18 protein-coding genes are annotated in these 14,105 nt (G+C 52.7%); 10 read left to right on the top strand and 8 right to left on the bottom strand.

Going from position 1 to position 14,105, the window contains the following annotated elements:
* Nucleotides 1–53: 53 nt before the first annotated feature.
* Together QLH52_RS17845 and QLH52_RS17840 are read left to right on the top strand one after the other, a co-directional pair.
* Nucleotides 54–416 carry a NifB/NifX family molybdenum-iron cluster-binding protein gene (locus tag QLH52_RS17845; protein ID WP_319962443.1) on the top strand — a complete coding sequence of 121 codons (363 nt, stop codon included), beginning with the start codon at nucleotides 54–56 and terminating at the stop codon, nucleotides 414–416.
* Nucleotides 413–784 carry a hypothetical protein gene (locus tag QLH52_RS17840; RefSeq protein WP_319962442.1) on the top strand — a complete coding sequence of 124 codons (372 nt, stop codon included), beginning with the start codon at nucleotides 413–415 and terminating at the stop codon, nucleotides 782–784. Before QLH52_RS17845 ends, QLH52_RS17840 begins: the two co-directional genes overlap by 4 nt.
* 8 nt (nucleotides 785–792) lie before the next feature.
* Here the strand turns inward: QLH52_RS17840 and QLH52_RS17835 are convergent, their stop codons facing one another.
* Entirely contained in the window at nucleotides 793–1,869 is a 1,077-nt protein-coding gene (locus tag QLH52_RS17835; RefSeq protein ID WP_319962441.1) for a PA0069 family radical SAM protein, read from the bottom strand.
* A 451-nt stretch (nucleotides 1,870–2,320) separates the two neighbouring features.
* Nucleotides 2,321–2,728, bottom strand: a complete 408-nt coding sequence (locus QLH52_RS17830; protein ID WP_033156742.1) for a flagellar basal body-associated FliL family protein — start codon at nucleotides 2,726–2,728, stop codon at nucleotides 2,321–2,323.
* Between the two features lie 62 nt (nucleotides 2,729–2,790).
* Between QLH52_RS17830 and nagZ the strand changes: the two genes are divergently transcribed.
* Genes nagZ through QLH52_RS17815 form a run of 3 tightly spaced genes read left to right on the top strand, consistent with a single transcriptional unit; the run spans nucleotide 2,791 to nucleotide 5,082 of the window.
* Complete coding sequence (nagZ, locus tag QLH52_RS17825; RefSeq protein WP_319962439.1) at nucleotides 2,791–3,807, top strand: beta-N-acetylhexosaminidase; 1,017 nt, start codon at nucleotides 2,791–2,793, stop codon at nucleotides 3,805–3,807.
* Nucleotides 3,800–4,345, top strand: a complete 546-nt coding sequence (locus QLH52_RS17820; RefSeq protein ID WP_319962479.1) for a hypoxanthine-guanine phosphoribosyltransferase — start codon at nucleotides 3,800–3,802, stop codon at nucleotides 4,343–4,345. The genes nagZ and QLH52_RS17820 overlap by 8 nt, the downstream gene beginning before the upstream one ends.
* A complete protein-coding gene (locus QLH52_RS17815; RefSeq protein ID WP_319962438.1) occupies nucleotides 4,342–5,082 on the top strand; it encodes an S-methyl-5'-thioinosine phosphorylase in 741 nt (246 codons plus the stop codon). The genes QLH52_RS17820 and QLH52_RS17815 overlap by 4 nt, the downstream gene beginning before the upstream one ends.
* Before the next feature lie 97 nt (nucleotides 5,083–5,179).
* Here the strand turns inward: QLH52_RS17815 and QLH52_RS17810 are convergent, their stop codons facing one another.
* Nucleotides 5,180–5,374: a hypothetical protein gene (locus QLH52_RS17810; protein WP_033156590.1), complete on the bottom strand. Its 195-nt coding sequence runs from the start codon at nucleotides 5,372–5,374 to the stop codon at nucleotides 5,180–5,182.
* Nucleotides 5,375–5,496: 122 nt separating this feature from the next.
* Here QLH52_RS17810 and QLH52_RS17805 point away from each other — a divergent pair, with 122 nt between their 5' ends.
* Nucleotides 5,497–5,955, top strand: coding sequence for a thiosulfate oxidation carrier protein SoxY (locus QLH52_RS17805; protein WP_129871379.1), 459 nt, complete (start codon nucleotides 5,497–5,499; stop codon nucleotides 5,953–5,955).
* 1 nt (nucleotide 5,956) lies between these two features.
* Nucleotides 5,957–6,268 carry a thiosulfate oxidation carrier complex protein SoxZ gene (gene soxZ / locus QLH52_RS17800; RefSeq protein ID WP_033156591.1) on the top strand — a complete coding sequence of 104 codons (312 nt, stop codon included), beginning with the start codon at nucleotides 5,957–5,959 and terminating at the stop codon, nucleotides 6,266–6,268.
* A gap of 8 nt (nucleotides 6,269–6,276) precedes the next feature.
* On the opposite strand, the gene QLH52_RS17795 is transcribed toward soxZ, so the two are convergent.
* Genes QLH52_RS17795 through QLH52_RS17780 form a run of 4 tightly spaced genes read right to left on the bottom strand, consistent with a single transcriptional unit; the run spans nucleotide 6,277 to nucleotide 9,802 of the window.
* A complete protein-coding gene (locus QLH52_RS17795; protein ID WP_256438972.1) occupies nucleotides 6,277–7,215 on the bottom strand; it encodes a beta-ribofuranosylaminobenzene 5'-phosphate synthase family protein in 939 nt (312 codons plus the stop codon).
* 55 nt (nucleotides 7,216–7,270) lie between these two features.
* Complete coding sequence (locus QLH52_RS17790) at nucleotides 7,271–7,948, bottom strand: HAD family hydrolase (protein ID WP_033156593.1); 678 nt, start codon at nucleotides 7,946–7,948, stop codon at nucleotides 7,271–7,273.
* A complete protein-coding gene (locus tag QLH52_RS17785; RefSeq protein WP_033156594.1) occupies nucleotides 7,945–8,871 on the bottom strand; it encodes a hypothetical protein in 927 nt (308 codons plus the stop codon). The genes QLH52_RS17790 and QLH52_RS17785 overlap by 4 nt, the downstream gene beginning before the upstream one ends.
* Nucleotides 8,872–8,875: 4 nt before the next feature.
* Nucleotides 8,876–9,802: a GGDEF domain-containing response regulator gene (locus QLH52_RS17780; protein ID WP_319962437.1), complete on the bottom strand. Its 927-nt coding sequence runs from the start codon at nucleotides 9,800–9,802 to the stop codon at nucleotides 8,876–8,878.
* Between the two features lie 158 nt (nucleotides 9,803–9,960).
* Here QLH52_RS17780 and QLH52_RS17775 point away from each other — a divergent pair, with 158 nt between their 5' ends.
* Nucleotides 9,961–11,517 (top strand): Re/Si-specific NAD(P)(+) transhydrogenase subunit alpha, encoded by a 1,557-nt coding sequence (locus QLH52_RS17775; protein WP_319962436.1) that lies wholly within the window; start codon nucleotides 9,961–9,963, stop codon nucleotides 11,515–11,517.
* A 10-nt stretch (nucleotides 11,518–11,527) separates the two neighbouring features.
* Nucleotides 11,528–12,916, top strand: coding sequence for a Re/Si-specific NAD(P)(+) transhydrogenase subunit beta (gene pntB, locus QLH52_RS17770; protein WP_319962435.1), 1,389 nt, complete (start codon nucleotides 11,528–11,530; stop codon nucleotides 12,914–12,916).
* Nucleotides 12,917–12,997: 81 nt separating this feature from the next.
* On the opposite strand, the gene QLH52_RS17765 is transcribed toward pntB, so the two are convergent.
* Nucleotides 12,998–13,621, bottom strand: a complete 624-nt coding sequence (locus tag QLH52_RS17765; RefSeq protein ID WP_033156598.1) for a hypothetical protein — start codon at nucleotides 13,619–13,621, stop codon at nucleotides 12,998–13,000.
* A 176-nt stretch (nucleotides 13,622–13,797) separates the two neighbouring features.
* Between QLH52_RS17765 and QLH52_RS17760 the strand changes: the two genes are divergently transcribed.
* Complete coding sequence (locus QLH52_RS17760) at nucleotides 13,798–14,103, top strand: hypothetical protein (RefSeq protein WP_033156744.1); 306 nt, start codon at nucleotides 13,798–13,800, stop codon at nucleotides 14,101–14,103.
* Nucleotides 14,104–14,105 lie beyond the last annotated feature (2 nt).

The following is a 14,105-nucleotide window of genomic DNA, read 5'->3' as shown; positions in this document are numbered from 1 at the left end:
TGGTCTTGCTTATTTCTTGGCTAAATCCCATTCACCCGAACGAGCCCTCGCACATGCCCGAGTTTCCGTTAAAACTGGCCGTCGCCACCAAGGACAATATTTCCATCAACGAACATTTCGGCCATGCCACAAAATTTTCGGTGTATAGCGTCTCCGAAGCCAGTTGCGAATTATTAGAAACCCGCGAAGTGGCCAATTACTGCCTGGGCCAGCATGCCGACGAGTCCGCAATGCCCGGCATTTTGGCAACGATTAAAGACTGCTACGCAGTGTTCGTGGCGCGTATCGGCGACGGTCCCACCACCAAAGTCCATGCCATCGGTGTGCGCGCGGTTTCTGAATACGCCTATGCGGCGGTTGAAGAATCCTTGCTGGACTATACCAAGCGCACCGCAGCCGGCGAGGAGATCGGATGACGCTTGAGTATGTGCAGCAATGGGTGAAAGATCACCCCCTCAGTCCGATTCACGTCGATTGCGCGGTGACGGTGATGCTGAAAATCATCGACGGCAAATGCAAGATGCGGCCGACCGAAAAAGTGGTGATGGCACTGCTTTACGACTGCGTCAAACACTTGCCCGGGCAACTGTTGCAAGACGATCTACATCCCTTGATTGCAACCGCCCGCACTCGTGAAGACGACGAAGCACTGAAAAATCTGATTTACGAAAAACGTCTGATGGCGGAAACCGCGATTTCCCGGCCGGTGATGAAAGGTTTTAAAGCCATGATCCGCGAGCAAGGCCTGCTGGAGCGTAGAGAAGAAAAGGAAACGGAAGAGTGATGCCCCATTCAATCGAAAAAATCGAAACTCAGCTGTCCACCCAAGCTTGGTGGACGGAACAAATCGCTGCGCAATGCTGGTAGAGAACCCGTTAGTTCCAGCTTTCTGGTAATCAGCTTGAAACGCTGCGCCAGCAAATCGGCGTAACTACCACTACCCGTTTGGCGTTGATGAAACGCCGCTTCGTAAGCTTTGCCGCCGCGGCTGTCCCTGACTCGATTCATCACATGCTCGGCTTTCAGCGGGTAGTTTTGTTGCAGCCATTCTGCAAATAAATCCGCCGTTTCCAAGGGCAAGCGCAACAGGATGTATTGCACGCTTTGCGCGCCGGCTTGATGAGCCGCGCTGACGATGCTTTCCAGTTCGTAATCGGTGAGAACAGGGATTAAAGGCGCCAGCATCACGCCAACCGGAATCCCGGCTTCTCGTAAGCGCGCTACTGCCTCCAAACGGCGCTGCGGCGCGGCGGCTCGCGGCTCCAGCGTCCTGGCAAGCGTTCTGTCCAGCGTCGTAATCGAAAGATAAACCGAGACCAAACCTTGCCCCGCCATCGGCGCTAAAAGATCGATGTCGCGTTCGATCAAGGCCGATTTGGTGACGATACTGACTGGATGCCGGGTCTCTGATAGCACTTCCAAAATCTGCCGCATGATGCGCTGCTGCCGTTCCAGCGGTTGGTAAGGATCGGTGTTGGTTCCCAAGGCCAGCGGCGCGCAGCGATAATTGCGTTTGGCCAGCTCTTCGCGCAACAACCGGGCCGCGTCGGGTTTAACCAGAATTTTGCTCTCGAAATCCAACCCGGCGGAATAGCCCAAGTAGGCATGGGTTGGACGGGCAAAGCAATAAATACAGGCGTGTTCGCAACCGCGATACGGGTTTATCGACCGATCAAACGGAATATCCGGTGAATCGTTATAGGTAATCACCGATTTGCTGCTATCGATAATGACTTCGGTGGGCAACGGCGGCAACGCTGCATCCAAACTGCCCCAGCCGTCGTCTACAGCCTGCCTGTTCAATTTTTCAAACCGACCGGCTGCATTACTGATACTGGCGCGACCTTTGTAAATTAATGGCTTAGGCATAGCATCATCTTCAAGCAATTGATAACTGGGCAAAGGGATTATACCCAGCACGCGCCAATCTCCAGATAGTCGCACAGATTTTGCCACCCGACATTGGCTTTACCAGTTCAGCGTCTAATCTTACATCCGCTCTTGAACACTCACCAGACGAGGGCCAGACAAACGACGAAAAAGCCGCTAACCAAATATACCACCGGGTTTAATTCAAGTTATCTGCTGCCAAATCGACAGTAACGTCGGTTGCTATCAAAACGCCCTCACTAGCACACTCATTCTGGCAGGGAGCTAACTATTGAAAGGGGAGCACCGACCGCGAGAAAAATCCAAGCTTCATAACCGTCAAGAACGTAAAGGCGAACGGTATTTAAACAACGGGAAAATCACAGCGCAAAAAAAAAGCTCGCATCGCTGCAAGCCTTAGTTTTGTTTGGGACAATAATGACCGCGGCGTCTAGTTAATTAAAAACTCCGAGAAAAACACATCGCGAAAACCGTCGCTATTTTGAATTTTGCTCAACAGATCAGTTATCACTTGTTTGGTTTTCAAGCGTAAGGCTTCGCGCTGTTCCATACTTTGCAGGTCGGCACTTTTCATGCCGCTGAGCATCATTATCATTTCATGGCGCAGAACCGGCATATGCTTTTTAATGACTTCCAAATGATCGGCACCTTCCACCAGTAACTGCACGTTCAACATCAGGTATTTTTTGGGCTCGGCCAGATTGACGGTAAACTTGGGTTTCATCTCCAGATACTCAATGACCGGCCCGGCGCTTTCGTCGGCTTTTTTCTCGCCGGAGTTAGCCCAGGTCATCGCCGGCAACAGCATCAAACTGATCAACAAAATAAATGTTCGCACGGATTCCTCATATAATGTAGTGACTACACCAAAAGTATATTCCAATTTCGCCATTTGACACCATGAAACCACAAGCTATCGGCCCGGTCATGATCGACATCGAGGCCCACAGCCTCAGTGCGCTGGACAAAGAAAAAATCGCTCATCCCAATACCGGCGCCTTAATCCTATTTTCCCGAAACTACGACAATCCTCGACAAGTCGCTGACTTAATCAAACAGATCCGCGCTGCACGCAACGGTGACATCCTGATCGCGGTCGATCAGGAAGGTGGCCGCGTGCAACGCTTTCAAAATGGCTTTACCCGCCTGCCGGCGGCGGCTTTTTACGCCGAACAACCTGAGTTGGCAGAAGCTGCCGGCTGGCTGATGGCCAGCGAACTGCTGGCCGTGGATGTGGATTTCAGCTTCGCGCCGGTATTGGATGTGGATTGCGGGGTTAGCGAGATCATCGGTAACCGCTCGTTTTCCCAAGACGCAAAATTAGCCGCAGAACTGGCCGGCGCATTTCGGCAAGGCATGCGCAGCGCCGGCATGGCTGCCACCGGCAAACACTTCCCTGGTCACGGCGCGGTGGCACTGGATTCGCATTTGACGCTACCCGTCGACGAACGCGATCTGGAAACCATCCGCCAACAAGATTTACTGCCGTTCAAACAATTGATAGCGCAAGGCCTGGAGGCCATCATGCCGGCTCATGTGGTTTATCCGCAAGTAGACCGTTACCCGGCCGGCTTTTCCAGCTTCTGGTTACAGACCATTCTGCGCGGCGAACTGGGTTTCGATGGCGCCATATTCAGCGACGATCTGAGTATGGAAGGCGCGGCCAGCATAGGCGATTTCACCGAACGCGCCGGCTTGGCCCAACAGGCCGGCTGCGATATGCTGCTGGTTTGCAATAATTCGACAGCGGCGGAGCAAGTGCTGGATAAACTGCCCATCAGCCAAAACAGCAAACGCGAACAACGCCTGCAAGCGATGCGCGGCAAATGCCAGCTAGACAAAGATGCCTTAGCAAAAAGTGACAAATGGCAAACCATTTCCAAACAAATCAAGGAGTTTTATGAAGCCCATGCTTGAAGAAATCGGCATTGTTAAACAGCAAGCACTGCTGCTCCACAGCGCCGAGGAAGTCGAAGCGGCATTGGATAGCATGGCGGCGGCGATCACCGACAAACTGCAAGACAGTAATCCCTTGGTGTTGTGCGTCATCAACGGCGGCATCATCGCTACCGGCAAGTTACTGCCGCGCCTGGACTTTCCGTTGAATCTGGACAGCGTCCACGCCAGCCGTTACCGCAACGCCACCTCGGGCAGCGACATACATTGGCTGTTCAAACCGACCACGCCATTGGCCGGCCGCACGGTATTGGTAGTGGACGATATTCTCGACGAAGGCCATACCTTACAAGCGATAGTCGAATATTGCCAAGAGCAAGGCGCCAGCGCCGTTTATACCGCCGCACTGTTCGACAAAGACCTGCAAATCACCAAACCTATCAAGCCTGACTTTATCGGCCTCACTGTCGCCAATCATTACTTGTTCGGTTACGGTATGGATTACAAGGGTTATCTTAGAAATGCACCAGGCGTTTATGCCTGCAAGGAAGTGTTATGACATTGGCAATCATCGGCGGCACCGGCCTCACCCAAATCGAAGCACTCACCATCACCGGTGAGGAACGCCTGACCACACCTTTCGGCGAGCCATCCGCGCCTTATTTGCTTGGCGAGCTAAACGGCAAAAAATTGGTGTTCCTGGCCAGACACGGCAATCCGCATCGAATCCCGCCGCACAAGATCAACTACCGAGCTAATATCTGGGGTTTAAAACAACTAGGCGTTACTGAGATAATCGGTGTAGCGGCAGTCGGCGGTATCGGCGCGAAAATGGCGCCGGCCGTTCTTGCCATTCCTGATCAATTGATAGACTACAGCTACGGCCGCGAGCATACGTTTTTTGCCGAAGATCTGGAGCATGTCACGCATATCGATTTCACCGAGCCCTATACGCCTTCATTACGCGCCAGAATTATTCAAGCCGCGCAACAGGCAAACATTTCCCTCACCCCATCAGGCACTTACGGCTGCACCCAAGGGCCAAGGCTGGAAACGGTTGCCGAAATTAAACGCATGGCTAACGACGGTTGCGATTTGGTGGGCATGACCGGCATGCCGGAAGCCGCGTTGGCACGCGAATTGGGTTTGGCTTATGCCAACATCTCGGTGGTTGCAAATTGGGCGGCCGGCGTGGTCGAGGGCGAAATCACCATGGCCGAGATCGAGAAAAACTTGGAAGTTGGCATGACCAATGCCATCGCCTTGCTGAAAGCAACGGTATTGTTCAACGACTAGCAGAAACAGAAACGGATTTTGACGAGGCCCGGATGCCCCGCCAAAATCCGCGAATTTGGGAAACGCAGATTACATTTCCCGAACCTTTGCAAAGCGCTTATCTTTTCGTGCCACCGCTGTGAAGTACATCATTGCGGTAAGCTGAGTTGGCGGAGTCTTCGGCGATATTTTTTGCCGCAGTAGCATATTTATCATGCTCGGCATTTTTTACCATCAGTACGGCGCCAGCCGCCAGTACGACAGCAATGACGATATAGAGCCAGAAATTATCTTTTTCTTGTACTTCACTCATTTTGTACCTTCCTTTTGTTGTTTGTGATGGTGGTGCTGAAAAAATTTCAACGGGGCAAAAGATAACAAACGGAAGCTTATATTTTTTGATATACATCAAACTTTTTATGGTTGTTGAATTTTATGCCTAGTCGCCGCCTATTTCTAAAGCATTCCGGTATTTTGCTGACCGCGGCTTTATTGACCGGCAAATTCGCAAACGTCCTTGCCGAGAGGTTGGCAACGCATTTTGCCGCCGACGACTTCATCACCCTTTACACGCAACTTATCGATAAGCGAACGGTGACAAGCAGCAACCAACTCAATTTGATCCTGCCCGAGATTGCTGAAGATGGCGCGGTGGTACCGGTCAGCATTACCAGCGAGCTGGAAGGCATCGAGAAACTGTATCTATTCGCCGATAAAAATCCCACGCCGCTGCTGGCGGAATTCGAACTCACACCACTCATCGCACCCCAGCTCACGGCGCGGATTAAATTAGCGGAATCTTGCAACGTGATTTTGCTTGCGGAACACAACGGAGCGCTACTGCGCACCAGCCGCTGGGTTAATGTGATGCGCGGCGGCTGCGGAACAGGTTGATATGACCAACAGTATAAAAATCAGAAGCCAACGGCGCGACGGCTATACGGAAGTTAAATTGCTGATCACGCACCCAATGGAAAACGGCCGCAATCGCGACGCCAACGGCGAATTGATTCCGGCGCATTTTATCGAGCGGTTACTGGTTAAATTAAACGATCAACTAATCCTAACCACCAATATGGCCGGCAGCCTATCCAAAAATCCGTTTTTTACGTTTAGATTAAAAGCAGGAAATAGCGGCGATAGACTCAGTGCCGAATGGACTGACAATAGACAAAACCAAGATCACGCCGAGCACGTGCTCGACTGAAGCATAGGCTAGTTAAGAATAATTTCGGCGGTCTGATTTCGGGCGCTAGCCACCAGAAAACTCAACGGCGATGCAGCAAATTGCCGTTCCAACTGCGCCAGCAGTTCCTCAGCCCGTTGCGGGTTGGCAACCGCGCAAAATCCGGTCGGCCCCCACGAAGTTTGACCTATCGCCACCGCGCCGTGCTCAGCCAGACTAGCCATCGCTGCCGCAACATCCGGACTGGTAAACACCCCACCCTGCACCGGCGCGAAGTGTTCGCCCACCGCCTGCTGCAACGCAGTAATCACTTCGCCGAATTTATTAAGATTGCCTTCAGCCAACGCCGGCAAACCCTGCATCAATAGTAAGTAACACAAGCGCTCGGCCTGAGCTTGCGGAAACGGCGGTAATTGCTGAAAAGCATTGACCTCCTGTTCGCCATGCAAACCTTGGCCGCGTTGATCAAACACCAAAATAAATCGCCAGTCCTCCGGCACCGCTATTTGCGCGATCATGGGCGGGGTTTTTGTGTCCGGTCCGCGACCGCCGTCCACCACCAAGCCGCCTGTTTCGAAGATACCAATACCAATACCGGAACGCGCACCGCGATCAGAGAGTTGCGCTATTTCCCGCACCGACAGATCCAAACCGTAAAAAGCATTCAACGCTGCACCAACAGCCAGAGCCATTTGCGTACCCGATCCTAAGCCAATATGTTCAGGAATGGCATGGTCGATAGTGATATTGAGTGCATCGGAAACGTCCAGCAGCTGACAAAATTGCCGGGTACATTTCAGCGCGCGCTCGGCGGACGGACCGCTGACTTGCAAATTATCCGCGGCGGTTATGCTGAGCTGGGTATTGATTTCGTTCAGCGCCAAACCGATGCTACCGAAATGCCGCCCCAAAGCCCCGCTTAAATCGATAAAGCCCATATGCAAGCGAGCCGGTGCTATGACCGTCACTGATTGGTACCGCGCTTTCACCACCTGGATTCCGTCAAATACTAAAGAGCCGGCATTATAGCGGATGATGTTGGCGGACCGAGATAAAATCAGCCACTTGGTGTAGATCGGCCATGAGAAAATCGGCGTGTTCGACAGCCCAGGTGTCCGCCGGCTGTAATGACGGCACGAAGACGCAAGACGCTCCAGCGGCCAGAGCAGCACTGACGCCTGTCGGCGAATCTTCCAGCACCAAACAGTCCTCGACCGGTTGTGCCAGCTCCGCGGCAGCGCGCAAAAAGATATCTGGCGCCGGCTTTGCCGCGGCGACCATATCGCCGGCAACGATATAAGAAAAAACATCCGTCAATCCGGCCCAGGCCAGGCATTGTTGCGCTGCCGCCAGTGCGCTATTCGTTGCCAGACAGAACGGCAAACGATACAGAGACAATACCTCCAACACGGCGAAAAAACCCGGTTTTACGGCGATACCGTGTTGCTGCACATGCGCAAGCCAATAATCGCTACTCAATTGTTGAAACTTGTGCAGATTGAAACCCGGACCACACTGCACCTGCAAACGCTGAGTCACTATTTTTCCGGAACAACCGGACAAGCTATCCCAAAATTCAGCCGGCAGCGCAAAACCAAGCTCATCTGCCCCGGCCTGCCAAGCCTGAACATAAGTCGGTTCGCTATCCAAAACCAGACCGTCCATATCGAAAATGACCGCCCGCCAATGCCGATCTGTCACCGGATGACCTTAATAAACTCGCCTATGGCTTCCCGATTCGAACCGACTACTATGCGCTGAACACCGTCTTGATCGACTTCCAACTGCCCGGCCACGCGAATCCGTTCACCGATTTGTGCCTGACCATTGTAAGTCGCAGTAAAACACACCACGCTATCAACTTGGGGATGTTTGATGGCAAACCGAGCGGGATAATCGAAACTGAATTGGTCTTCACACACTTCGGCGTCGATAGTGATGAAGCCCAGTTTACGATAACTTTTATCCTGTGCTTCCGGATCGGCGACCGCCAGCGACAAATCGAATTTGCGCCCATTGATCATGCCCTTGTTGTACTTGCGCTGCTCGTGCCAGACATATTCGTCAAAGGCAAAATCGCAGGCTCGCCGCTGGTAAGCCTCCAACCAGTCTTCATCGTTTAATGCCTGGCAACGATCTTCGGCAATCAAGGCTTGGACGATATTGCGCGCACGATGAAACTCGCCACGCTCGTAGCACACCAGATCAATATCGGAACTGTGTTTTTGCATAGCCACCAGCAGCGAGCCGGTCACGCCGAAACGGCTAAGGTCCAAGCCATTGGACCGCAACAAGCCGCACAGTTTATGCAAATCGGCCAATACCGGATCGCCGGGCTCCTCAGCCAACAAACGTTGCAATAATTTTTGAGGCTGATAATGCCGAACAATAGCGGCACTGGGCACGGCGTGTAAATGCGCATCAAGCAGTGCCGAATAATGCAGATACTGAGGGCAATATTGCTCAAGATGTTGGTTCGCCAATGCGGTGTCGACCTTGCGCCAAACGCCCTCCAGACAGAGGTAACGCAGAAAACATAGGACCTTCCCATTTTCCTGGCCCTGCACAACGACCGCGAAAATCAATCCTTCCGCAGTTTCTATAAAATCTTTGGCTCGATACACGGTTTTAATTGAACTCCACCCGGTTACGGCCGCTTTGCTTGGCCTTGTACAAAGCGGCGTCTGCCGCCTCCAGCATCTCCAGCGCGGTTCTATATTGGCCGACATAGGTTGCCACGCCCAAACTCAGGCTAACGCACTGAGTCTCGGTGTCGCCGTAAACGATGTTTTTTTCAAAAACTTGCCGGCGAATATTTTCAGCAAGCTTAAGGGCATCTTGCAAAGCCGTATCGGGCAGGATCGCCACGAACTCCTCGCCACCGTAGCGACAAATGAGATCACTGCTACGCTCCAATTGCTCCGTGAGAACTTTCGCCACCGCAATCAAACACCCATCGCCTTGCGGGTGCCCCAAGGTGTCGTTATATTTCTTAAAGTGATCGATATCGCAAATAATCAAAGACAACGGCGCTTTATTGCGGCGAGACAGCGCAAACTGCATGGCAAGATTGCTATCGAAATGGCGGCGATTGCCCAAGCCGGTTAATTGATCGCGCAGTGATAAACGCTCCAATTCCCGATTGGCGGCCTGCAATTCCCGCTGAGTGGTTTGCAGCTTTTGCCGCATCACATAAATCCGCTCCATCGCGATCACTGTCAATCGCAAACGGGTAGGATTCAGCGGCTTAGGCAGATAGGCGTCGCCGCCGGCCAAAATACCGTTAACGAACGACTCATCATCGTCGTGCATCGTAAAAAAAATGATGGGAAACCAATCGGCCTTTTTTAGCTCGCGGATGGCTTTCGTGGCCTCGAAACCGCTCAGCAAGGGCATTTCCACATCCATCAAAATTAAATCCACGTCTTGGTCGCCGACATATTGCAAGGCTTCGGAACCGTTTTCCGCATAGGACACCGCATGCCCCATTTCTTTCAGGCATTCCGCAACCAGCTGCCTGATCACTTTACTATCATCGACCACCAATATTTTCATTGTTCTTTTAGTTGGCTTAAGCAGACTCTAGGATTCTAGCGTAATTAATTGAACTCACAGAAAACAATTGATAAAACCGAGTCAATCCCCTATCCTCGCCCGCTGGCTTTTCAGCCTACCAACAATCCGTTATTCCCCTCCAAACCTTAGGAGAAACCATGAAGATCGGTGTTCCAAAAGAAGTTCACGACGGCGAAAAGCGCGTCGCTACCACGCCCGAGGCCGCTGAAAAAATCATCAAACTAGGTTTTGAAGTACTGGTGGAAAGCGGCGCCGGCGACAATGCCAATATTTCCGATGACGCTTATCGGGCGGCCGGCGTGCAAGTGGTCGCCTCGGCGCAGGAATTATGGCAACAGAGCGATATTGTCATGAAAGTCCGCGCTCCCGAATTTCATCCGCAACTCGCTATCGACGAAGCCGACTTGCTGCGCGAAGGCCAGCAATTGATCAGCTTTATCTGGCCGGCGCAAAACGAAGCACTAATGCAAAAATTGGCCGCCAAAAAAGTCTCTGTGTTGGCCATGGACAGCGTACCGCGTATGTCGCGCGCGCAGAAGATGGACGCCCTCAGCTCCATGGCCAACATCGCCGGCTATCGGGCGATAGTGGAAGCCGCTCAGCATTTCGGCCGCTTCTTCACCGGCCAGATCACCGCTGCCGGCAAAATCCCGCCCGCCAAAGTGTTAGTGATCGGTGCCGGCGTCGCCGGTCTGGCTGCGATTGGTGCTGCCAAAGGTATGGGCGCCATTGTCCGCGCCTTCGATACCCGTCCGGAAGTAAAAGAACAAATCGAAAGTATGGACGCCGAGTTTCTGATGCTGGATTTCCAGGAAGACGGCTCGGGTACCGGCGGTTACGCCAAAACCATGTCCAAAGAATTCATCGAAGCCGAGATGGCTTTGTTTGCCCAGCAAGCGAAGGAAGTGGACATCATCGTCACCACGGCCTTGATCCCCGGTAAACCTGCGCCCGAATTGATTACCGCAGAGATGGTGGCGTCCATGAAACCCGGCAGCGTGATCGTGGATTTGGCCGCCGAACAAGGCGGTAACTGCGCCTTGACCGAGAAAAATCAGGTCGTGGTGAAACACGATGTCACCATCATCGGTTACACCAATTTGCCCAGCCGCTTGGCTAATCAATCCAGCCAGCTTTACGCCACCAATCTGCGGCATCTACTCACCGATCTCACGCCCGGCAAGGACGGCAATACCGTCATTAACATGGAAGACGAGGTGATACGCGGCGCGACAGTGATTAAGGAAGGCAATATCACCTGGCCGCCACCACCGCCCAAACTGTCCGCTGCCCCCAAACAAGCGGCAGCAGCCGAAGCAGCCGCCGCAGTGGAAACCAAATCTTTGATACCGGAACCGATAAAGCAATGGTTGCCGATTGCCTTGGCTGCTCTGGTGTTCTTTGCGGTCGGCGCGACGGCACCTACGTCGTTTTTATCGCACTTCACGGTATTTGTACTGGCTTGTTTCGTCGGTTACCAAGTGATTTGGAATGTCTCACCGTCACTGCACACACCGTTAATGAGTGTGACCAACGCCATCAGCGGCATTATTGTCATCGGTGCACTGGTGCAGGTGTCTTCGACTGACTCGATCATCGGCATTTTGTCGGCGGTGGCGATTCTGATCGCGTCCATCAATATTGCCGGCGGCTTTCTCGTGACGCGCCGCATGCTTGAAATGTTTAGAAAATAAGGAGAGCTACATGTCAAACGGTCTAGTTACGATGGCATACATCGCAGCCTCGATTCTATTCATTCTCAGCCTCAGCGGCCTGAGCAAACAGGACACAGCGCGGCGCGGCAATTATTACGGCATGACCGGGATGGCGATTGCGATTGTCGCCACGGTATTCGGCGGCAGTGTGACCGCCTACGTGATACTGACGATTGCCTTGCTGATCGGTGGTTTCATCGGCACCAAGGCCGCCGCCAAAGTGGAAATGACGCAAATGCCGGAGCTGGTGGCATTGATGCACAGCTTGGTCGGGATGGCGGCGGTATTGGTCGGTTACGCCAACGCCATGGATCACTCCAACAGTTTGGTCGGCGCCGAAAAAACCATCCACGAAGTGGAAACCTACATCGGTATATTTATCGGTGCGGTGACCTTTTCCGGCTCGGTGATCGCCTTCGGCAAGCTCTGCGGTCGCATCAGCGGCAAGCCGGTGTTGTTGCCAGCACGGCATTGGCTAAACCTGGCCATGCTGGTCGTTACCGTGATTTTGGGCGGCAGCTTTCTGAGCGCGGCAGAAAGCGGTGGCGGCATGCTGCCGCTGGCGATTATGACGGTGATTGCTTTGGTATTTGGGGTACACATGGTGATGGCCATCGGCGGCGCCGACATGCCGGTGGTGGTATCGATGCTGAACAGCTATTCCGGTTGGGCGGCAGCGGCTACCGGCTTCATGCTCAGCAATGACTTACTGATCGTCACCGGCGCCTTGGTCGGCTCCAGCGGTGCGATTTTGAGTTACATCATGTGCCGGGCGATGAATCGACACTTTCTCAGCGTGATTGCCGGCGGGTTCGGTAGCGCGGGTGGTGAAGCGGCAGAAGTGGTCGGTGAGGTACAACCCATTGAAGTGGAAGAAACAGCCCAATTATTGCTGGATGCCAAAGACATCGTGATCATTCCCGGCTATGGCATGGCCGTAGCGCAAGCACAGCACACGGTCAACGAAATCACCAAATTGCTGACCGGTCGCGGCAAAAAAGTTCGGTTTGCCATCCATCCAGTGGCTGGCCGTATGCCGGGGCATATGAACGTCTTGTTGGCTGAAGCGAAAGTGCCGTATGACATCGTGTTTGAAATGGATGAAATCAACGAAGACTTTCCACATGTGGATGTCTCCATCGTCATTGGCGCCAACGACATCGTCAACCCCTCTGCTTTGGACGACCCCAACAGCCCGATAGCCGGCATGCCGGTGCTGGAATGCTGGAAAAGTGCTGCCACTATCGTCCTGAAACGTTCGATGGCTTCAGGTTACGCCGGCGTCGGCAATCCCCTGTTCGTGCATGACAACACCCGCATGCTATTCGGAGATGCTAACGATAAATTGCAGGGCTTGTTGAAGGCTTTGCAGGGGTGACCTAAGTAATCCCATCGGTGACCGCCAATTTAGATAATTGGCGGTCACCTCAAACTGGGGAGCCGCAAAGGACAAAGAAGATTAAGCCTGTTTACGTTTCAGGCCCAGGAAACCCAGTAATCCGGTACCCATAAACCAGATCGCACCAGGCACTGGTACAGCGGCTGGCGTAATTGAAGTGACCAAATAAACGGTACTATTATCACTGCCCCATGCTCCTGCGCCATTGGTATTGATACTGTTATAGTACCAGACCCATTGCGCGCTGGAATCGATACCGGAGTGGTAGCCCCAGGGCGATACTCCGTTTGCACCTTCTGCGACAATCGGGGATGCCGGATTCGCCAGCGAATCTACGTACATACTCCAACCGGTACCGCCAGTTGAAATAGTATTTGCGCCATTGCCGAATAAGTATTCGTTATTCGACAGCGTAAAAGTACCCAATGCTGCACCCGGGCCACCTTGATTGGTGACTTTTAAAATCAGATAGGAGACAGACGTGAGAGTTAAGCTGTCTACCGAAGAATACGTGCTGCCCCAATTGTTGCCGCTTAGGATAGCAGCGCTACTAATAGAGTTTGCGCTGGAGCTGACGTACGCTTCAAAGGCGTTATCGGCAGTAAAAGTGCTGGTAAGTAAAGTCGATGCTTGCGCGCCTGATATTGAGCCAGCCAGAATAAGAGCCGAAGTCAGTTTTTTCATTTTTCAGATACCTTTAAGTTATGTGAGTAGCGTAAGGTTATCACTTGGTCGTTATCGATCATATTGCCCAAAAGCATTACGACCAAGCCTCCGGTAGTAATAAGCGCTAGTAGCCTAAACCCTGACTAAATAGAGCAGAGGCTGGTTTTGCCACAAGTTAAAAAGTTGGAGTGAATTTGTTTACCTTACCATCAATCTGGAACCTGATCATTACCACCCTCGTATTCATCTGGGTAGCCAAACGTGCCCAAACTTTGCTGGATAAGCAAGATTTGCCCCGTGGCACGACACGCAGCTTGCTGGTGTTTACCTTGGCCTCGCTGCTATCCTGGGGATCAGGCGAAGCTATCGACTGGACCGAAGCGAAAATCCGGGGCAAGCCACAAATCGCCTCTCGGTCAACGGAAGAAGAGATTGCTCAGCTGTTAGAGGTTTTCAACCAAATGCAAACGGCAACCCAAACTAAATCATCAAGCTATTAACG

This window comes from Methylomonas defluvii (assembly GCF_033949435.1).
Lineage (GTDB): Bacteria > Pseudomonadota > Gammaproteobacteria > Methylococcales > Methylomonadaceae > Methylomonas > Methylomonas defluvii.
Note: the sequence above shows the minus strand (reverse complement) of the source record. Positions and strands in the feature narration are given on the sequence as shown.

Bases quoted from the DNA above. Each gene is read 5' to 3' on its own strand.
- QLH52_RS17815 (WP_319962438.1), top strand. From the start codon at position 4,342: ATGACATTGGCAATCATCGGCGGCACCGGCCTCACCCAAATCGAAGCA.
- QLH52_RS17805 (WP_129871379.1), top strand. From the start codon at position 5,497: ATGCCTAGTCGCCGCCTATTTCTAAAGCATTCCGGTATTTTGCTGACC.
- QLH52_RS17820 (WP_319962479.1), top strand. From the start codon at position 3,800: ATGCTTGAAGAAATCGGCATTGTTAAACAGCAAGCACTGCTGCTCCAC.
- QLH52_RS17810 (WP_033156590.1), bottom strand. From the start codon at position 5,374: ATGAGTGAAGTACAAGAAAAAGATAATTTCTGGCTCTATATCGTCATT.
- soxZ (WP_033156591.1), top strand. From the start codon at position 5,957: ATGACCAACAGTATAAAAATCAGAAGCCAACGGCGCGACGGCTATACG.
- QLH52_RS17835 (WP_319962441.1), bottom strand. From the start codon at position 1,869: ATGCCTAAGCCATTAATTTACAAAGGTCGCGCCAGTATCAGTAATGCA.
- QLH52_RS17840 (WP_319962442.1), top strand. From the start codon at position 413: ATGACGCTTGAGTATGTGCAGCAATGGGTGAAAGATCACCCCCTCAGT.
- QLH52_RS17775 (WP_319962436.1), top strand. From the start codon at position 9,961: ATGAAGATCGGTGTTCCAAAAGAAGTTCACGACGGCGAAAAGCGCGTC.
- QLH52_RS17845 (WP_319962443.1), top strand. From the start codon at position 54: ATGCCCGAGTTTCCGTTAAAACTGGCCGTCGCCACCAAGGACAATATT.
- QLH52_RS17780 (WP_319962437.1), bottom strand. From the start codon at position 9,802: ATGAAAATATTGGTGGTCGATGATAGTAAAGTGATCAGGCAGCTGGTT.
- pntB (WP_319962435.1), top strand. From the start codon at position 11,528: ATGTCAAACGGTCTAGTTACGATGGCATACATCGCAGCCTCGATTCTA.
- nagZ (WP_319962439.1), top strand. From the start codon at position 2,791: ATGAAACCACAAGCTATCGGCCCGGTCATGATCGACATCGAGGCCCAC.
- QLH52_RS17765 (WP_033156598.1), bottom strand. From the start codon at position 13,621: ATGAAAAAACTGACTTCGGCTCTTATTCTGGCTGGCTCAATATCAGGC.